Below are 18,382 nucleotides of genomic sequence, written 5' to 3'. Positions count from 1 at the left end.
CGCTCGCGCCGCCGCGTGCGGCGCACGGTGGACGGCGCGCAAGCATGAACGCTCGCAGTATCGTGGCTGTCCAGGCGTTCGACTCCTTTGCCTGGTCGCGTCCATGCATGCACCGTTTGAACGCGTGGACGGCGCCGGCGGTGCGTTGATGCACCGTTCGCGTGGAAGCCGTCCGCCCTGCCGTCGACCCCGTCTTTCAGGCGTTCCGCGTCACACTGGCGCCTTTTCCGCCCGCCGGCTGCGCGGAAAGCTCAGGTCGTAGCGCAGGCCCTGCCCCGGCGCGCTTTCCACTTTCACGGTCCCGCCCAGGGCTCCCGTCACCAGGTTGTACAGGATGTGCGCGCCAAGCCCGCTGCCGCCGCTGCCGCGCTTGGTGGTGAAGAAGGGGTCGAACAGCTTATCGAGCGTTTCCTTGTCCATGCCGGCGCCATCGTCCGCGTAGGACATGGCCACCTGCTCGCCCTCCACCGCTACCCGGATCGCGATATGGCCGGGCTGGTCGCGTTCGAAGCCGTGGATGAGGGAGTTGATCACCATGTTGGTCACGATCTGCGACACCGCGCCCGGGTAGCTTTCCATCGCCACGTCCGGCGGGCAGTCGACTTCCACCTTCACCGGGCGCCCTTTCAATCGCGGCTGCAGCGACAGCAGCACTTCGTTGAGGTAGGCGCGCAGGTTGAAACTGCGGATGTCGCCCGAGGACTGGTCCACCGCCACCTGCTTGAAGCTGCGCACCAGGCTGGCCGCGCGCTGGGTGTTGGTGGTCATGATGCGCAGCGACTGGTCGACGATGTCGAAGAAGGATGCCAGGCTCTCCTGCGTCATCTCGCCCGCGGCCAGCTCGGCGCGCGTCAGCCGCAGTTCCTCGACGAGGTGGCTGGTGGCGGTGACGCAGATGCCGAGCGGGGTGTTGATTTCATGGGCGACGCCGGCCACCAGTTCGCCCAGGGAAGCCAGCTTTTCCTGGCGCACCAGTTCGCCTTGCGCTTCGCGCAGCTGCTGCAGGGCCGTGTTCAGCGCCGCGTTCTGCTCTTCCAGCAGTTCCTTGGTCTTGCGCATGCTGCGGTCGGCCTGCATGCGCGCGATCGCCACGGCGACGTGGCTGGCAACGAAGGCCAGCAGGTCGAGGTCGGCCTTGGTGTACACCACCGCCGGGTCATAGCTCTGCACGATCAGGACGCCATACGGCTGGTCGTGCACCAGCATCGGTACGCCCATCCAGCTGGCGATATCGACATTGCCGAGCGGCTCCTTGACCAGCCCGCTCGCCACCAGGCGCGTGAAGCTGCCGGCATCGTGCAGCTGGGCCTGGCGTGAGGCGAGCACGTAGGAACACATCGCCTTGCCATAGGGGAAACGCTTGACCGGAGGCTCGGCATCGTGCTGGTCGACGAAATACGGGATGCTGATTTCCTGGGTGTCCGGGTGATACAGGCCGATCAGAAAATTTTTCGCCACCATCAGTTCGCCGATGATGCGGTGCAGGCTGGCCGTCAGCACGTCGGTGGACACGGCACTGGCCGACAGGTTGGCGATCTGGTACAGCGCATGCTGGATCTGCTCGGCGCGGCGGCGCTCGGCCACTTCATGGGCCAGGCGCGCAGTGCGTTCCTGCACGGCGCGCTCGAGCCGGTCCATGCTCTGCAGGCTCTGCAGGGCAACCGACACATGGTTGGCAATCACCGCGAACAGGGCCTGGTCTTCCTCGCTGTAGGTGTGCTGCGGGGTATAGCTCTGGATCACCATCGCGCCCAGCGATTGCTGCTGCTGGTCCAGCAGCGGACAACCCATCCAGTGTTCGGCGTTGCTGCCCGCGCCGAACACCCCTTGCGCTTCGCGCGCTTCGAAGTCGGCGGCCGTCATCACCAGACGCTGCCGGTTCAGGATCACCCAGGACGTCGGCGACTCTTCCGGAGAAGCCAGGCGCACCGTCTGGTCCATCGCCAGCGCGTCCAGTGCATCGCGTTCATCGACGAAATACACGAAGCGCACGGTCCCTTCCTCGCGGTCGGACAGGGCAACATAGAAATTGGCCGAATACATGATGCGGCCGAGCGCGCGGTGTACGGCGCGCAGAAACACGCTGATGTCGCTGCAACTGGTCGACAGCTGCCCGATTTCGAGCAGCATCGATTGCACCGCTTCCAGGCGGGCGAGACGGTCCATGGATTTCCCTGACAATTAATTCCAGGTGGAAATATTAGCAGCAGATCGTCGCTGCATACAGCTTCCTGGAGGCCCGAACAGAGCAAGACAGCAGAAACGCAACGCCGGCTAGACCAGGGGCCTATTCCTCCCAGGGCAGCGTGCCGATTTCCTGCTTCAGCAGGGCGAGGAAGCGCTCGGTACGGGCCGAGCGGCGGCCGCCGTGGGCGCCGAGCAGCGCGACGATATCCGCATCCGGCAGCGCATGGTCGGGCAGGACCTGCACCAGTTTCCCCGGCGCAGTTCGTGCGCGACATCCCAGCCCGAGCGCTGGATGATGCCGTAGCCGCCCAGCGCCCAGCCCTTGATGACGCGCCCGTCGTTGCTCGACAGCGCAGGCTGGATGCGCACCGCCTCGTAGCCCGTACCGCCCGGCGCACGCAGGCGCCACAGGCCCAGTGCTCGGCGTTTTCGCGCAGCATCAGGCAGCGGTGGTGGCGGAGATCGTCGACCGTGCGCGGCGTGCCATGGCGTTCGAGGTAGGTTGGTGCCGCGCACAGCAGGCGCCGGTTCTTCGCCAGCACGTGACGTTGCAGGGTCGAGTCGCGCAGTTCGCCGATGTGCAGCACGATGTCCCAGCCGTCGCCGGTTGCCAGGTTGGGGCGGTCGGACAGCTCGAGCTCGACCGACAGCAAGGGATGATCGGCCTGGAAGCGGGCGGCCAGCGGCGCCACATAGGCATTGCCGAAGCCCAGCGGCGCCAGGGATGCGCAGGCAACCGACCATGTCGTTCTTGCGGTCGCCCAGCGCATTCGCCAGCGCGTCCATTTCGTCGAGGATCAGCCGGGCGCGCGCCGCCAGCAGCTGGCCTTCGTCGGTCAGGCTGGTGCGCCGGCCGAAACGGTCGAGCAGGCGCAGGCCGAGCCTGGCTTCCAGCCCCTGCAGCCGCTGGGTTACCGATGGTGGTGTCACGTGCAGCAGGCGCGCGGTGGCCGCCAGCGTCGGCTGGCTCGCCACGGCACAAAAGAAACGCAGGTCATCGCTATTGAGCATATGGTCCAGCCTTAATCAAGCAGTCGGTTGAGGTAAACCCCTACCCAAATAGCGGACTATACAATAGGCGTTTTCACAACACGAGCGTTCGATGCGACTGCCTTTTCCCCTCCTGATTGCCGGCCTGCTGGCCAGCGCCGCCGTCCATGCGGCCGAGCCGGAGTTCACCGTGGAGCAACTCCAGCAGGACGTGGCGTTCATCCGCAAAACGATAGACGAGATCCACCCGCAGCCCGAGTCGTCGATCCCGCGCGAACAATTGGACGCGGTGCTGGACACCGCACGGCGGGACTTGTCCGTACCGATGGGCCGCGACGAAGCCTGGCGTGTACTGGCCCGGCTCAATCCCCCCTTCGCCGATGCCCACTTTGCCGTGGTGCAGCCGGAGTGGCGCACCCAGGCCGAAGCGTTCCTGGCCTCGGGCGGCGCCTTCTTCCCCTTCGAGGTGCGGGTGACGCCGGAAGGCAAGCTGTTCGTCCGTTCCGAACTGGGCGGCAAAAGCAGCGCGCTGGCGGGACGACGGATCGAGCGCATCAATGGCGTGCCCGTGGCGCAGCTTGCGCCGAAGCTGCTGCAACTGGCGCATGGCGACACGCCGCAATTCCGGGCCGAGCTGATGTCGCGGCGCTGGTGGTTCTTCTACTGGAAGCACCACGGCGCGCCGGCCCGCTTTACCCTGTCGATCGACGGCAAACCGCTGACCCTCGCAGCAAGCCGGGCACGGCCCGAAGCTGTCGTCGGCACGCGCGCCGCGGACTTCGACCAGGTCTTCCGTTTCGAGCTGCTGGGCAAGCGTGCCGCCCTGCTGACCATCAACCAGTTCCTGTGGCCGGATCCGGAAAAGTTCCATGCCTTTACCGCCGCGGCGTTTGCGCGCATGCGTGAAGCGGGCACGACGACCCTGCTGATCGATGTGCGCGAGAACGGCGGTGGCGACGACGAACTGTGGAAACGGGGCATCTTGCCGTATATCGCCACCACGCCCTACCGCCACACCTCGGCCTATATAAAGAAGGTGTTGCCGGGCCGGGGCAGCGAGACGGAACGCGAGGGCGACATCGTCCAGGCGAACTACGACAAGTGGGAGCAGCCCGAGCCGGGCAATCCGCTGCGCTTCGGCGGCCGGGTCTATGTGCTGGTGGGCGGCATGACCTACTCGTCAGCGGTGCTGTTCAGTAACGTCATGCAGGATTTCGGGTTCGGCAAGCTCGTCGGCACCGGCGGCTATGCACGCGCGCGCCAGAGCGGCGGCCTGCAGAGCCGCACCCTGCCCCATACCGGACTGGAACTGCTGGTGCCGCGCATGGTGCTCGACCGGCCGGCGGGCGCGGCGGGCGCGGTCATGGTGCAGCCGGACATTGTCCTGGCCGACGATCCGTACAACCGGCACGCGCTGGTCGAGGCCTTGTTGCGGCGTGAAGGCGAGCCGCCAGCGCAGGCACGTTGATCGTTGTAAATATTCGCAGGGCCGGGGTATGGCAGCCCGGCCCCGCGTGATAGAACTCAGCGCGGCGCGCGGAACTCGTTCTCGATCCAGGCGTAGGCCGAAGCCGGCGTCAGCTTGAAGCTGGCGGCCACGCGCACCCGTGCCACCTGCTCGCCCATCTCGTCGATGGCGGCAAGCATGGCATACGGGTCGTCGTCGTCGGGCACGATGTCGAGCGTGACTTTCAGCTCGCCCTGCTCGGTCGACACCACCGTGCTCTTGTGCAGCATCGCGTGCAGGTGCTGCTCGTGGCGGCGGATCACCTCGGACGCCGTCTTGACCAGCGTATGGAAGGCGTTCACGTCCAGCGGCTTCGGGTTTTTCTTGTCGCGCCCCATGGTCCAGGGGCCGACCAGGGCCGGTTCCGGCTCGCCGTCCTTGTACATGGCCACGGCCCAGCCTTCGTCGTCCTCGTTCTTGATCACGCGCGCGGTCCAGCCGTTGGCTTGCCACAGGCGCGCTTCCTGGACCAGGGCGTCTTCGCCACCGTTTTCCAGGCTATTTTCTTCGTCGTTCATCGCTCACTGCTTCCATCTGCAGGGCTTTCGCCCAAAGCACAGATCATAGTGCAAATGGAGAGGCCAATGGGATATCAGACACACAAGATTCACAAATTTGGAGCGTGGAAACCTGCGCCGCGGGCCGCTACGGGCCGGCAGCGCGGAGGCGCATGCCAGGCAGGCCTGGCCGCCGTACCGGAGGCGGCAAGGGCGTGCGCAAGGGGTCGATACTGGACTGGCGCGGCGCCTCGCGATTGAACGGATTGATGATGATCGGCGGGATGGTGGGCGGTGCCGATGGCGGTCCCTTCGGCCCGCCGCCTGCCCGCATCTGGTGGCAGCCGGATCGCTGCAGTTTCATCATTGAGCTGACGTCATGCATGGGGTCCCTCCTCCAACAGAGCAGGCTGTCAGTATAGGCGCCGAGCCGCGCATTGCAAGGTCGGCAATGCATGAGCAAGGGGCCGCATTCATCGGCGCCTGCTGCGCTCCGGCCCGTCCAAAACACCATCCGTCGCAGTCCGCTGGCACGGCCTGCGCCTCGTCCCTAAAGTGAATGCATTCCAGCCCAATTCGAGGACCCTGCCATGAAAAAGATCCTTCCCTACCTGATCCTGCTGCTGTGCGCCCTGCTGCTGTGGGACATGCTGTTTACCTTCGGCGACGCCAGCTTCCACATCGACGGCGAAGAGTTCGATGGGCCGCTCGGCGCCATGCTTGGCATCCTGCTCGCAAGCGGGGGCACGCTGATCGGGGTACTGGTGGCGGTCGTGGTCGCCGTCGTGCTGGCGGTGGTGTTCGCCGGCGTCGGCATCGCGGTGCTGGGTGCCCTGTGCATCGCCGGCATCGCGGTGGTGGCGGCCATCGTGCCCTTCCTGCTGCCGCTGCTGTTGCCGCTGGCGCTGATCCTTTACCGGCAAGCCGCTCGCGCAAGCGCCAGGCGATGAGCCAGCCCGTGAGCCACGCCGTCAGCGAACCGGTGAGCCACCCGACGGCCTGAGGCAAGTCATCCGGCGGCGCCGATCCCGATCGCGCCGCCGCCCGCAGCACTTCAGATCAGGCAGCTTTTTCCGCCGCAAACTGTTCGTAACCCCGTGCCCGCAGCGCGCAGGGCCGGGCAGGTACCGCAACCATAGCCCCAGTCGTGGCGAGCGCCGCGCTCGCCCGGTAGCAGGTGTGGGTGTCGAAACGCACCAGGTCGACGAGGGCCTGGCCGCCGGCCTCTTCCGCCAGCTGCCAGGTCTGCTTCTTGTCGATCCACATCAGCGGCGTTTCGACCTTCAGGCGCGTGGCCATGCCCAGGTTCAGCGCCACCTGCAGGGCCTTCATGGTGTCGTCGCGACAATCCGGATAGCCGGAAAAATCGGTCTCGCACATGCCGCCCACCAGGACGGTCAAGCCGCGGCGGTAGGCCACGGTGGCCGCCACCGTCATGAACAGCAGGTTGCGGCCGGGAACGAACGTGTTTGGCAAGCCATTCGCCTGCATTTCGATGGCGACATTGCTCGTCAACGCAGTGTCGGAAATGCGGGAAATCAGCGACAGGTCGACCAGGTGGTCTTCGCCCAGGCGCGCATTCCACTCGGGCGACAGCGCGCGCATCTTCTCCAGCACGGTCGGGCGCACGTCCAGCTCGATGGCATGGCGCTGGCCATAGTCGAAGCCGATCGTTTCCACGCGTGCATAACGCTGCAGGGCCCAGGCCAGGCAGGTGGTCGAATCTTGTCCGCCGCTGAAGAGGACGAGGGCGGTATCGGGAGCGTGCATGGGGGTCATCCGGTAGTCAGTCGCGACGGTGATCGCGAAAGTTGCATTAACAGTTAAGCGTTCGCCATCATTTTTGCAATTCCGTTAAGATGCGCTCAGCATTGATACTGACACTGAGACGGAGAGACATGGTCCTCGCGACACCCCACCGGAGCGCACAGGCGCCAGGGAAACCACGGATTTTGGCACAATTCATGCTGTCCGTGTACCTCGCGTTGGCCGCGCCGGCCGGGTTCGCGCAGGGCATCGACTACAACGTGCGCATCGATGCGCCCGGCCGCCTCGACAATCTGCTGGAAGACAATCTCGAGCTGCTGCGCTGGCGCGGCAACCCGCGCGTCGACCTCGACCAGTTGCAACGCCTGGTCAAGTCCGCCCCCGAGGAAGCGAAGACGCTGCTCGAAACCGAAGGCTATTACTCCCCGCAGATCACCGCCACGCTCGACACGAGCGGCGGCACCCCGGTGGCACGCGTCAATGTCGACCCGGGCCAGCCCACCGTCGTCTCCGACCTCGACCTGGTGCTGCAGGGTTTCGTGCCGTTCGAGGAAGGCGGCGCCCCGTATGATGCCGGCGCCCTGCGCAACCGTTGGTCGCTGCCGGTCGGCGCGCGCTTTCGCATGGGCGACTGGGAAGCGGCCAAGCGCGACCTGCTGCGCGAAGTGATGCAGTCGCGCTTTCCGCGTGCCCAGCTGGTCGAACACAGCGCCACTGTCGACCCGGATGCGCGCCAGGCCTCGCTGCGCGTGGTCATCGACAGCGGCCCTGAAATGCGCTTCGGCGAACTGCGCATCCGCGGCCTGAAACGCTACCCGGCCACCGTCATCACCAACCTCAACAAGATCAAGCCGGGCGACCTCTACAGCGAAGCGGCGCTGCAGGCGCTGCAGGGGCGCCTGCAGGAAACCGGCTACTTCTCCAGCGTCGAAGTGAGCGCCGACATGCGCGCCGTGCTCAACGCCGAGATCAAGGAAATCAAGGAAGACCAGGACGGCGATGCGCCCGCCGCGCCCGCGCCCGTGCAGGCGGCGCGCGACGATGCGGCCGCAAGCAATACAGCGCCCGGCCAGGCCGTCACCGGCGTCAAACCGCCGAGCCCTGGCCCCACCATGCTGCCGGTGCTGGTGCGCGTGGTCGAGAACAAGCAGAAGAACGTCGAAATCGGTGTCGGCTTCTCGACCAATACCGGCGGGCGTGCTTCCGTCAGCTATGACGACCTGAACGTGTTCGGCAAGCGCATGAAGAGCGACCTGGTCTACGAGCAGAAGCGCCAGAACGCGCGTGTCGACTTTTATTGGCCGACGACGCCGGACGGCTACAACGACAGCGTCGGCGGCGGCATCGAACGCACTGACCTGCGCGGCGAACTGCTGACCGTGGCCACCGTTGCCGCTCGCCGCGCCTGGGGCACGCCGGAACTGGAACGCAGCCTGACGCTCGAGGCGCTGCTGGAACAGCGCGAAGTCGAGGGCCTCGACACCACCCGCAGCAAGAGCGTTCCGCTGACCTACAACGTCACCCGCCGCAAGCTCGACGACCTGGTGCAGCCGACGCGCGGCTATGCCCTCAACTGGCAGGTCAGCGTGGCGCCGCTGCCGCTGTTCACCGACGAGAAATTCATCCGCGGCTATACCCGCGGCATCTACTACCGCCCGGTCGGCACCAGCGGCACCCTGATCCTGCGCGGCGAGGCCGGTGCCGTGCTCGCGGGAAAAAGCTGGGCGTGCCGAGCACCCTGCTGTTCCGCGCCGGCGGCGACCAGTCCGTGCGCGGCTACGGCTACCAGCAGCTGGGCGTGCGCGAGGGCGAAGCCATCGTCGGCGGGCGCTACCTGCTCACCGGCGGCGCCGAATACCAGTACTGGTTCCGTCCACCATGGGGCGTGGCCTTCTTTGTCGACGCCGGTAACGCCGCCGACAAGTTCAAGGAACTGAAACCCGAAGTCGGCTACGGCGTCGGTGCGCGCTGGCGCAGCCCGGTCGGTCCGATCAATGTCGACATCGCCTACGGCCAGGCGGTACGCAAGGCGCGCCTGCACTTCTCACTTGGATTCACGTTCTGATGGACGACCACACTCCCCCTACTCCCGCCACGCCGGCGCCGACGCCGGCGAAAAAACCGCGGCGCTGGTCGCGCCGGGTCGCCATCGGCCTGGTCGCGACCGGTTTCGTCATCGGCGGCGCCGCCTGGTACCTGGGCCGCGAGACGACCCTGCAAATGATCGCCGAACGCGTCGCCCGTTCCACCGGCGGCAAACTGACATTGAGCGGCGTGCGCGGCTCGCTGTATGGGGCCATGCACATCGACCGCATCGTCTGGCGTACCGACGAACAGCTGGCGATTGCGACCAACATCGATTTGAAATGGTCTCCACGCCAGCTGCTCTCGAAAGGCATAGCGATCAACAGCCTGCATGCGGCCGACCTGCGCATGGAGACGCTGAAGGAAACCGACGAGAAGACCAAGATGCCGGCCTCGCTGGCTTCTCCCTTCCCGATCTCGCTCGACGACGCGCGCCTGGCCAAGGCGACGTTCGTGAGCAAGGGCGCGGCCACTGAAATCACCAACGTGCGCATGCGCCTGCACGGCGACAAGCTGCAATGGCAGCTGCGCGACGCCGCCGCCACCACGCCCCGGGGGCAGCTTGCGGCCAACGGCAATATCGCCGCCGCCCGTCCGTTCAAGCTGGACGCCACGGCGAGCCTGTCGCAGGCCAAGGTGGGACCAGGCGCCACGCCGGCGCAACTGAAACTGCGTGCCGGCGGCGACCTGAATCTCACCACGCTCGATGCGACCGGCAACGCCGGCCGCGCGGGCGGTGAAGCGCGCCTGACGCTGTCGCCCTTCGCCGATATCCCCTTGCGCACGATGAACCTGAATGCGCGCAATATCGACCCCGGCTTCTTCAATCCCGCGCTGCCCACCGCCGACCTGACGCTGACGGTGGCCGCAAAGCTCGACGACGCGCGCGCCATTTCCGGCAGCGTCAACCTGGTCAACGACGGCCCGGCCGGCACCATCGACCAGCAGCGCCTGCCGCTGCGCGCCTTCCGCGGCCAGCTCGGCGGCAACCTCGATGCCATGCGCCTTGCCGACGTGCTGATCGACTTCGGTGACGCGGGGCGCTTCACAGGCAGCGGCAGCGTCCAGCGCGGCAAGGACGAAGAAGGCCTGGGTGCCGCCAACTTCGCGCTGCACACCGACCGCTTCGACTTGAAGGGCATCCACGGCAGCATGAAGCCGACGAAAATCGCCGGCGACATCGCGGTAGCGAACGTGGGCAAGGTGCAGACGCTCGATGTCAAGCTGGTCGAAACAGGCCTGGTCGGTAGCGGCCTGCGCTTGAGCGCACACGCGAAACTCGAAAACAATGTCGTCGACGTGCCGGAAGCACGCCTCAGCGCCGGCAACGGCAGCATCGCCTTGAGCGGCAGCGCCAAGCTCCTCGACGACAAAGCCTTCAAGGTGACCGCCAACGCCAGCCGCTTCAACCCGGCGGCACTGGGCGACTACCCGCAGGCCGACATCAATGCCCTGGTCAATGCGAAGGGCGTGCTGGCGCCGGCATGGAAGGTCAACACCGATTTCACCCTGCGACCGAGCCGCCTGTTCGACCAGCCGCTGTCGGGCCGCGGCAAGCTGGCCGCCGATGCGAAGCACGTCAGTGGCGTCGACGCCGACCTGGCCTTGGGCCAGAACACGGTGAATCTGAAAGGCAGCTTCGGCGCGCCTGGCGAAAGCCTGGCCTGGCACGTGGACGGCCGCAATCTCGCCGCCCTGCGCAGCGATCTGTATGGCGCGCTGCTGGTCCAATGGCGTCGTCACCGGCACGATGGCCAATCCACGCACCACTTTTGTGGCCGACGCGAATGGCCTCGGCTGGGTGGCGGCACAACGCAAGGCCAATACCAGCAACCTGCACGTGAGCGGCGAAGCCTGGCTGGCCGGAGGCGAAGGTGCGCGCTTTGTCGAAGGCAAGGCGGGCGGCACCATGGCACGCTTCAATCCCGCCGCCTTTGGTAGCCCGATCCCCGGCAGCATCAATGGCCGTTTCGATGCCAGCGGCCGCTCGGGCGCCGACTGGCACGGCGCGCTCGACCTGGCCGTGCAGGACTCGACGCTGGCGAAATCCCCCTTCTGGGGCCGCGCGCGCCTGGCGGCCGACCGCCGTCACGTGTCCGGCGCCGATGTCGACCTGCACGTGGGTGCGAACGTGGTGGCCGCGAACGGCAGTTTCGGCGCCGGCGGCGACCGCCTGGATTGGCGCATCGACGCGCCCCAGCTGGCCGCACTCGGCCCCGACTACGCGGGCGTGCTGCGCGGCGCCGGCCGCGTCGAAGGCACGATGGACACGCCTTCGCTGGCGGCCAACCTGGAAGGCCAGAACCTGCGCCTGATGGGCAAGCATTCGCTGCGCACGCTGCGCGCGAACGTCAACCTCGGTTCCGGCCGCGGCGGCGCCGACCCATTGAACAGCGATATCCAGATCACGGAATTCGCCAGCGGCGAGACCCGCGTGGCGGCCGCCAGCCTGCAGACCACCGGCACCCGCGCTTCGCATACCCTGCGCGCAGCAGGCCGCGGCGACGACTACGACGCCCCGGGTCGAGGTGCGTGGCGGCTGGAGCGGCAATGCCTGGGCCGGCACCCTGGCCGCCCTGCAGAACAAGGGGCCGTTTCGCGCTGACGCTGGCGCAGCCGGTGCCCTTGAGGATCGGCGTGGCGCCGGGATCCGGCGTGGCCGGCCTGGCGAAGCCGGAATCGGTGGCCTTCAACGGCGCGCTGATCCGCCTGCCGGCCGGCACCGTGCGCATCGAATCGCTGACCAAAACCGGGCCGCGCTGGAACAGCCGCGGCGCCGCGGCCGGCGTACCGCTGAACTACCTGGCGCAGTTCTCGCCGAGCCTGCGCGAGAACGTGCGCGGCAACCTGACCCTCGGCGCCGACTGGTCGCTGGACCTGCGCACGGCCAGCGCCACCGGCGGCACACCTGCCCTCGCCGGCGGCGTGCACGTCTTCCGCGAAGCGGGCGACGCCAGCGTCGGCGTCGATTCACCGGTGCCGCTGGGCCTGCGCACGTTCGATGCGCGCGCCGATGTGCAGGGCAGTTCGCTGCGCACCCAGCTGACGCTGGACGGCGCTCGCACCGGCACGGCAAAGGTGGACGGCACCGTGCAAATGATCGGCGGGCGCGTCAACCGCGACAGTCCGCTGCGCATGACGGCGAACGCCGACATGGCCTCGATCGGCTGGCTGGCGCCGTTTGCCGGACAGCGCGACCTGGAACTGGACGGCAACCTGAAGCTGGCCCGACGGGCGCCGGCACCATTGGCACGCCTTCGCTGAACGGTACGGTGTCCAGCGACGCGCTGGCCGTGCGCTGGCCCGAGCAGGGTGTACGCCTGCGCAACGGCCAGCTGCGCGCCCAGCTGACGGGCGACCGCCTGGTGCTGCAGCGGCTTTACCCGGAAGGCAATACCGGCAATGCCACGGCCGACGGCTCGATCCGCTTCGGCGCGGGCGACCCGGCCATGCAGCTGAACCTGGTGGCGAATCAGCTGGAAGCGCTGTCGCGGCCGGACCGCACCGTGGTGCTGACGGGGAATGCGGCACTGGTGCGCGATGCGACCCGGTTCTCGCTCGAAGGCCGCTTCAAGGCCGACCGTGCGCTGATCGAATTCGCGCCCCGGGGCCGCCCGACCATGTCCGACGACGTCATCGTCCTCGGCCGCGGCAAGCCGGCGCCGCCGCAAAAACAGGAAGCCGAAGTGCCCTTGAGCGTGAACCTGGCGGCCGACCTGGGCGACAACTTCCACCTGCGCGGCCTCGGTATCGACGCCATGCTCGAGGGCAGCGCCCGCGTGCGCATGACCGGGGGGGGGCGCCCCGCGTGAACGGCAGCATCCGCGTGGCCAGCGGCAACTACGCGGCCTATGGCCAGAAGCTGGCGATCGAACGCGGCGTGATTACGTTCAACGGTCCCTACGACAACCCGACACTCGACGTGCTGGCCGTGCGCAAGCAGCCCGAGGGCGAGCAGCTGAGCGAGACCAACGTCGAGGCCGGCGTGCAGGTGCGCGGCACGGCGCGCTCGCCGCAGGCGCGCCTGGTCTCCACGCCGAACGTACCCGACAGCGAAAAACTGTCCTGGCTGGTGCTGGGGCACGGCATGGAAGGCACGAGCGGCAACGAGAAGGATGTGCTGAGCGCCGCCGCGGGTGCCCTGCTCGGCGGCAAGGGCGGCACCGGCGGCATCCAGTCGAAGCTGGCCAATGCGCTGGGCGTGGACGAACTCGGCGTGGGCCAGGGCCGCAATGGCGAGGCCGAGGGGCTGGCGAATACGGTGGTGACCGTGGGCAAGCGGATTTCCTCGCGCGCCTACATCAGCTTCGAACAGGGCGCGACCACGGCATCGAGCCTGGTGCGCCTGCGCTATAAACTGACGCCGAAGTTCACGCTGCAGTTCCAGACGGGGACGAATACGGCGCTGGACGTGCTGTATGCCTGGGCTTTTGATTGAAGCTAGCCCCACGGGACCTCGAGAAACCGTAGCGAGCGGAAGGAGTGCTGTCAGAGAAGCGCAGCTGTACGGCGGTACAGCGAGCATCGCAGGACAGCAATCCGACGCGCAGTAGGTTTATCGAGGTTCCCTCAGCTCGGTTTGGGATCCGGCACTGGATCTTCGTTTTGCGGAGTATGGATGGGCGTGTGATGCGGATGCGGCGCATCGAAGGGCTCGGGCACGGGTTCCTCGATCGGCACGGGGTCGGGGGCGCGGTGCAGGCGCAGCGGTGCCGAACTAACTGCGGGGCTTGCTGAGATCATCTTCAGGTCTCCTGATTCGGTGAAGTGAACACCTTAGCATGAGCGCCTTGGTCTCGACGCCCGCATCGCGCGCCCATCCGGCAGTCGATTACAATGCCGCTTCAGCTCAACCCAGGTACCCGATTCACATGGACATTTCCACCCTCGCCCTGCTCCTCCTGACGCCGATTCTCGTCTGGCGCGTCTACACGCGCCTGAAGACGCAGATGTCACGCCAGCGTTCGATCGTCTCGCGCCATTACACGGGCGTGCTGGTGTTCGCGGCGATGATCCTGGTGTCGCTGTCGAAAGTGCTGACGCTGCCCTACGAGCTGGGCGCGCTGGCCGCCGGCACCGCACTGGGCGTGTTCTGGGGTGTCTTCGCGCTGCGCCGCACCGTGTTCGAGGACACCGAAGGCGGTTACTTCTTCACCCCGCCGATGCGCCTGGGGATCCTGATGGCGATGATCCTGGTCGCGCGCGTGCTCTACATTTTCTTTGGCGTCTACGCCAACCGCGGCAGCGGCGCACCTGCACCGGGCTTTACCGACAGCCCGCTGACCATGCTGTGCGTGGGGCTGACGGGGGCGTATTTCCTGAGCTATTCGATTGGTCTGCTGCTATGGCGCAGGAAGATGCGCCAGGAAATCGACCGGGTGTGATCTTGTAGGGTGGGCGGGTTTCCCGCCCACGCGTTCAAATCACGCGTGAACTGCCTGCTCGCTCGCACGCGTAGGGTGGGCGCCCCGTGCCCACGCGGTGCAACGCTTCCCGATCGCGCAAGCGTGTCGACGCGCATACGCCATACCGCGTGGGCACAGGGCGCCCACCCTACGGATCGACGTTTCATCCGACAGGTACAAGGAACACCGCCAGCAAAAAAGGGACCCGCGGGTCCCTTTCGCTTTACGCGGCTTTCGCCTCTTCCTTCCGCCTCTGCAGCACGAAAATCGGCTGCGCCCACTGCGTGTCCTTCTTCTTCTTGCTCGTGATGAGCGTCAGTTCCGAAGGATCGTAGACGTCGGTGTTGTGCGTCAGCGGCGTCGTCATCAGGTACTGGGCGTCGGTATTTTTCAGGAACTCGCCGACCAGCTGGATATTGCGGATGTCCAGGTGGGCAAACGGTTCGTCGATGAAGACGAAGCCGCCGGAGCCCTCTTCCGACTTCAGCAAGCCAATCAGGAGCACCAGCGACTTCATCACCTGCTGGCCGCCGGAGGCTTCGCCGTCGTTCATGCCGATCTGGTCCTTGCCGTCGAACTTGAAATGCACGTGCAGGCCGGTAGCGCGTTGAACTACTGTGTCCCGACACTATACCAAGCGAGAGATTCGCCTTCGCAGCCAGTTAATCAGGATCGACCGAAAATCAAGACGAATGACTAGTTCGTCTTCAGTCAATGAACCTCTTCGCACATATTTTAAAGCAAGCCATTAATAGCATTGCCAGAGCTAACCATATTAAGAACAGAATCACGAAATATGCATCACTTGGACACGGAATATTATTAAAATCGTAGTACTCGCTAGAAGTTGTATAACTTTAGTGCTCGAAGTCGTCGCGAATATGTGCTTCAAACTGGGGACCAACCGGAGTTTCTGCCCTCCGAATTGAATATGTATAATTTCCTTTTCCTAATGGTTTTTCTCCATAATGGTCATCTGGCATCCACTCGAACTTTTTGTTAGCTACCTCTAATCGCAAGTGCGCATATGGATAAGCGTTAGTTAATGGCTTATATTCGCTTATTTGCTTATTCGACAAATAACCAAATGATACGTCATTTAGAATAATATTGTTTATTGGCACGCCAGTGTCATTTGACACCCTTACCATTGAAGTTTCGGGGTCCATTCGAACATGAGGCCGGACAAAGATAAGAACAAGCATGACCGCAGCGAGCACCGTCAAGCTTACGGCGCCAAAGACGGTTAGAGAACTTCGAAAGCAACGTTCATTTTCAGTATTCATTTATTTCTATTTTTTAGCTTCAACACTTCAGTAAATCTGCTACTGAGCGAGTCGCAAATTTCCAATTGCTCCGTCAGGTTAGCAGGTATATTTCTGCTGTCAGCCGAAGTCGATTTTTAGGCGCTCAGCCTACGGAATAAGTTGCTAAGACGGAAATTTTTTGCTTGTTGAACTAGGCCATGCGCACGCCCGGCCACTATTCAGGCATTGCCTACTCCTCTACGTTGGCAAGGATGCGAACTCAGCATTCGGCAACACATATGCGCGCCATTATCGCCCGAACGATTGAAGGCCAACATAAAAGCGACATTATTTTTTGCATTTGCAGAGTTTGTCTCGTAAAGCCTTAAAGTCCTTCCAACTTCTCTCCAAGTTGGCTCTTGCGTAAGGGTAAATAGTTTCGTGACCAGCATCCGGCCATGTAAAATGCCCAGCCTCGTGATAATAGTTTTCTAACACTCTGGCTTGCATGGCCAGATCGAGCGGTTCAAGAAATTTTATAGTCATATGTATATAGCCATCGTAATGTGGCTGCCTACCTATAATTTGCGCTTCCCCCCACCAGCCGCCCCCAGCGTAGTCTGCTTTTGGCGGACCGGCGCCGACATTCAAATTTGGAAGATACCGCTTTGCTGTTACCCTGGCAGCATCAATATCACATTGCTCCAGTCCTAATGGATCAATTCTACTTACGGGATTTCCGCCAACATAACCATAGGTGTTGATCCCGCCGCGCAAACCAATAGGGTCACTTTCGACATACCGCCCCGTCTGCGGATCATAATCCCTGTAATAGTTGTAGAACAGATTTGTGTTCTTGTCGAAGTACTGCCCAGGCATGCGCAGGTTCATCGTAAACACACCGAGGCCAGCCGGATTGTCGTTCGGTGGTAGCAAGCCAAACGGGTCGGTGCTGTCCCAGCGCCACGCTACCTTCCCATCCGGCGAACGCGTGATAAAGCGCGGCGTGTTTAAGTGGTCGACATACAAATAGTACATGTTCATTGCATGCACCTGATTCGGAGCGGTGCTCGTGACCACCTGCTCAAGGACCCCGACTGGCATGTCACCCAGATAGATGAATTCCTTGCTCGCCTTCCCAGTTGAGCTGTTGTACTCGCCGATGATATGGCCAGCTTCGTCGTACATGAGCAATCCTGCTGCATTGGCTTGCGTACCGGCCACCTGTCTGACGCGCTGTCCCATTCCGTTGTAGAGATACGAAGTCTTGACCGCACCGATGGTGGCACTGCTCATTCGACCACGGGCGCTATAAGCGTAGACAATGGTTCCATCGTTGGTCAGGTTTCCCGCCAGATCATGGGTATTGGTCTTGGCGGGCGTGGGACCTGTGGTGGCTTCGAGACGATTACTGCTAGCAGCAATCGTGTTCGTGTAGCCGGTCCCTCCGAACGTGGCAGCGGTTCGGTTGCCGTTCGCGTCGTAGGAAAACGATTGGGTCGCGCCGTTTCCGATGAAGCTCGTCAGGCGGTCGAGATCGTCATATTCGAAGCGCTGGTTGAGCACCGCTGCATTGGTGCCCTCCCCGGTGCTCACATGCGTATAGGCTTTGATACGGCTTGCTGCGTCCCACTCCACCGTGCGCATAACACCAGTCGAAGCGGGGTTACCGAGGTTGTAGCGTATTACACGCCCGTCGAGGTCGAACGCACGGCTGTAACCACTTGGACTGGCGTCCGTGCTGTTACCCCATTTCCAAGCCTGGACAGGACCGTGCGCCGCGTACTCGACGTTCGTAAGCAGGGCGTACTCCACGCTCAGGTTGGTACCTGTGCCATTCGTGTTCACCGGGTTCACTGTGATCATGCTCACGCGGCCGGCGTCGTCGTAGCGGTAGTTCACTCGATTGCCGCTCGGGTAGGTCATCGCGGTGAGCTTGCCGGTCGATGTGCCCTCCGTACCGTAGGCATATGACACTACCTGCGCCAGCGATTTGCCTCCCCCTGTTACCGTTTGGGTCTTGCTCGCCACTTGGCCCAAATCGGTATAGGAGTAAACGGTGAAACCCGACTCGTCGGTGATCTTCGTGAGTTTGCCGACCGTATTGGGTGCTCCGCCGGTGCCTCCGTCATATTCGAAAACGGTCGCGGTACCGGTTCCATAGCTCTCACTCTTGATCCGCCCCAAAGCGTCGTATTGATAAATCGTTATCTCACCCCGAGCATCCTTGGATGTAGCTACTGCGCCAGCCAGATCGAAGGTACGCGTGGTCCCGCCTGTATCCGGGCTGGAGAGACTGACTGCATTACCCAGGCCGTCGTGACCATACTTTGTCACCAAAGCACGTGGATCGCTTACCGTAACTGGCTGATCGAGCAAATCAAACGTGTAGTCTACTGCCGGCCTTGTTGCGGTAGCCACTGGTGCTGGCTGCAACTGCTGTTTGATCCGTCCAAGCGTGTCAAAGCTCAGATTTGTAACTCTGCCTAATGGGTCAGTTATCTGTTTGACATTCCCGTTCGCGTCGTACAGGTAGCTGTAGCTCGTATTCTGCGTTGCCTGCGCATAGGCCGCTGAACTGTTGAGCGAAGCAAACAAAGGCGAATACGCCGTAACTAGCGTCATCACGGCCGCGACCGTGCGTTTTGCAGGCGAATGCTTCACAGGGCACCGCCAGTCTGACCCAGTGCATTCCTG

The 18,382-nt window shown here is 64.0% G+C and carries 13 protein-coding genes and 5 pseudogenes; 9 read left to right on the top strand and 9 right to left on the bottom strand.

The features are described 5' to 3' along the window. Nucleotides 1–210: 210 nt before the first annotated feature. The 3 genes and pseudogenes from G4G31_RS06970 to G4G31_RS28930 all read right to left on the bottom strand — a co-directional run. The gene (locus G4G31_RS06970; protein ID WP_182990822.1) at nt 211–2,166 is read right to left on the bottom strand and encodes a GAF domain-containing protein; all 1,956 of its coding nucleotides are present in this window, start codon (nt 2,164–2,166) and stop codon (nt 211–213) included. Between the two features lie 494 nt (nt 2,167–2,660). Continuing rightward, nucleotides 2,661–2,957, bottom strand: a pseudogene (locus G4G31_RS28935) (LysR substrate-binding domain-containing protein); the annotation flags it as partial. Between the two features lie 112 nt (nt 2,958–3,069). Then, a pseudogene (locus G4G31_RS28930) lies at nt 3,070–3,198 on the bottom strand (LysR family transcriptional regulator); the annotation flags it as partial. Between the two features lie 91 nt (nt 3,199–3,289). Here G4G31_RS28930 and G4G31_RS06960 point away from each other — a divergent pair. Continuing rightward, nucleotides 3,290–4,645: a S41 family peptidase gene (locus G4G31_RS06960; RefSeq protein ID WP_182990821.1), complete on the top strand. Its 1,356-nt coding sequence runs from the start codon at nt 3,290–3,292 to the stop codon at nt 4,643–4,645. 56 nt (nt 4,646–4,701) lie between these two features. On the opposite strand, the gene G4G31_RS06955 is transcribed toward G4G31_RS06960, so the two are convergent. Both G4G31_RS06955 and G4G31_RS06950 read right to left on the bottom strand, forming a co-directional pair. Continuing rightward, the gene (locus G4G31_RS06955; protein ID WP_182990820.1) at nt 4,702–5,202 is read right to left on the bottom strand and encodes a hypothetical protein; all 501 of its coding nucleotides are present in this window, start codon (nt 5,200–5,202) and stop codon (nt 4,702–4,704) included. A 127-nt stretch (nt 5,203–5,329) separates the two neighbouring features. Next, complete coding sequence (locus G4G31_RS06950) at nt 5,330–5,566, bottom strand: hypothetical protein (RefSeq protein WP_182990819.1); 237 nt, start codon at nt 5,564–5,566, stop codon at nt 5,330–5,332. A 205-nt stretch (nt 5,567–5,771) separates the two neighbouring features. On the opposite strand from G4G31_RS06950, the gene G4G31_RS06945 reads away from it, so the two are divergent. Then, entirely contained in the window at nt 5,772–6,131 is a 360-nt protein-coding gene (locus tag G4G31_RS06945; protein ID WP_182990818.1) for a hypothetical protein, read from the top strand. A gap of 109 nt (nt 6,132–6,240) precedes the next feature. On the opposite strand, the gene queC is transcribed toward G4G31_RS06945, so the two are convergent. Beyond that, nucleotides 6,241–6,951 carry a 7-cyano-7-deazaguanine synthase QueC gene (queC, locus tag G4G31_RS06940; RefSeq protein ID WP_229425425.1) on the bottom strand — a complete coding sequence of 237 codons (711 nt, stop codon included), beginning with the start codon at nt 6,949–6,951 and terminating at the stop codon, nt 6,241–6,243. An 89-nt stretch (nt 6,952–7,040) separates the two neighbouring features. Between queC and G4G31_RS06935 the strand changes: the two are divergent. The 6 genes and pseudogenes from G4G31_RS06935 to G4G31_RS28925 form a co-directional block, all read left to right on the top strand. Continuing rightward, nucleotides 7,041–8,588: pseudogene (locus G4G31_RS06935) on the top strand (autotransporter assembly complex family protein); the annotation flags it as partial. An 86-nt stretch (nt 8,589–8,674) separates the two neighbouring features. Then, complete coding sequence (locus G4G31_RS27465; RefSeq protein WP_308622141.1) at nt 8,675–9,013, top strand: BamA/TamA family outer membrane protein; 339 nt, start codon at nt 8,675–8,677, stop codon at nt 9,011–9,013. Next, nucleotides 9,013–10,974: a hypothetical protein gene (locus G4G31_RS25405; protein WP_229425424.1), complete on the top strand. Its 1,962-nt coding sequence runs from the start codon at nt 9,013–9,015 to the stop codon at nt 10,972–10,974. Before G4G31_RS27465 ends, G4G31_RS25405 begins: the two co-directional genes overlap by 1 nt. After that, entirely contained in the window at nt 10,874–11,638 is a 765-nt protein-coding gene (locus tag G4G31_RS25400; RefSeq protein ID WP_229425423.1) for a hypothetical protein, read from the top strand. Before G4G31_RS25405 ends, G4G31_RS25400 begins: the two co-directional genes overlap by 101 nt. Beyond that, nucleotides 11,584–12,297 carry a hypothetical protein gene (locus tag G4G31_RS25395; protein WP_229425422.1) on the top strand — a complete coding sequence of 238 codons (714 nt, stop codon included), beginning with the start codon at nt 11,584–11,586 and terminating at the stop codon, nt 12,295–12,297. Before G4G31_RS25400 ends, G4G31_RS25395 begins: the two co-directional genes overlap by 55 nt. A gap of 185 nt (nt 12,298–12,482) precedes the next feature. Beyond that, nucleotides 12,483–13,471 (top strand): annotated as a pseudogene (locus tag G4G31_RS28925) (translocation/assembly module TamB domain-containing protein). A gap of 131 nt (nt 13,472–13,602) precedes the next feature. Here G4G31_RS28925 and G4G31_RS06925 read toward each other — a convergent pair. Next, nucleotides 13,603–13,776 carry a hypothetical protein gene (locus G4G31_RS06925; protein WP_182990817.1) on the bottom strand — a complete coding sequence of 58 codons (174 nt, stop codon included), beginning with the start codon at nt 13,774–13,776 and terminating at the stop codon, nt 13,603–13,605. 128 nt (nt 13,777–13,904) lie between these two features. Between G4G31_RS06925 and G4G31_RS06920 the strand changes: the two genes are divergently transcribed. Next, nucleotides 13,905–14,417: a hypothetical protein gene (locus G4G31_RS06920; RefSeq protein ID WP_229425419.1), complete on the top strand. Its 513-nt coding sequence runs from the start codon at nt 13,905–13,907 to the stop codon at nt 14,415–14,417. A gap of 244 nt (nt 14,418–14,661) precedes the next feature. Here G4G31_RS06920 and G4G31_RS06915 read toward each other — a convergent pair. Both G4G31_RS06915 and G4G31_RS06905 read right to left on the bottom strand, forming a co-directional pair. Continuing rightward, nucleotides 14,662–15,039: pseudogene (locus tag G4G31_RS06915) on the bottom strand (chromosome segregation protein SMC); the annotation flags it as partial. Nucleotides 15,040–16,033: 994 nt separating this feature from the next. Beyond that, the gene (locus tag G4G31_RS06905) at nt 16,034–18,349 is read right to left on the bottom strand and encodes an RHS repeat protein (protein ID WP_182990815.1); all 2,316 of its coding nucleotides are present in this window, start codon (nt 18,347–18,349) and stop codon (nt 16,034–16,036) included. Between the last annotated feature and the right edge of the window lie 33 nt (nt 18,350–18,382).

It is taken from the genome of Massilia sp. Se16.2.3 (genome assembly GCF_014171595.1).
Lineage (GTDB): Bacteria > Pseudomonadota > Gammaproteobacteria > Burkholderiales > Burkholderiaceae_D > Telluria.
The sequence above is the reverse complement of the archived record's forward strand: the minus strand, read 5'-3'. Positions and strand labels throughout refer to the sequence as shown.

Coding starts and splice junctions, on each gene's coding strand:
- G4G31_RS06970 (WP_182990822.1), bottom strand. CDS start 2,166: ATGGACCGTCTCGCCCGCCTGGAAGCGGTGCAATCGATGCTGCTCGAA.
- G4G31_RS06960 (WP_182990821.1), top strand. CDS start 3,290: ATGCGACTGCCTTTTCCCCTCCTGATTGCCGGCCTGCTGGCCAGCGCC.
- G4G31_RS06955 (WP_182990820.1), bottom strand. CDS start 5,202: ATGAACGACGAAGAAAATAGCCTGGAAAACGGTGGCGAAGACGCCCTG.
- G4G31_RS06950 (WP_182990819.1), bottom strand. CDS start 5,566: ATGCATGACGTCAGCTCAATGATGAAACTGCAGCGATCCGGCTGCCAC.
- G4G31_RS06945 (WP_182990818.1), top strand. CDS start 5,772: ATGAAAAAGATCCTTCCCTACCTGATCCTGCTGCTGTGCGCCCTGCTG.
- queC (WP_229425425.1), bottom strand. CDS start 6,951: ATGCACGCTCCCGATACCGCCCTCGTCCTCTTCAGCGGCGGACAAGAT.
- G4G31_RS25405 (WP_229425424.1), top strand. CDS start 9,013: ATGGACGACCACACTCCCCCTACTCCCGCCACGCCGGCGCCGACGCCG.
- G4G31_RS25395 (WP_229425422.1), top strand. CDS start 11,584: ATGCCTGGGCCGGCACCCTGGCCGCCCTGCAGAACAAGGGGCCGTTTC.
- G4G31_RS06925 (WP_182990817.1), bottom strand. CDS start 13,776: ATGATCTCAGCAAGCCCCGCAGTTAGTTCGGCACCGCTGCGCCTGCAC.
- G4G31_RS06920 (WP_229425419.1), top strand. CDS start 13,905: ATGGACATTTCCACCCTCGCCCTGCTCCTCCTGACGCCGATTCTCGTC.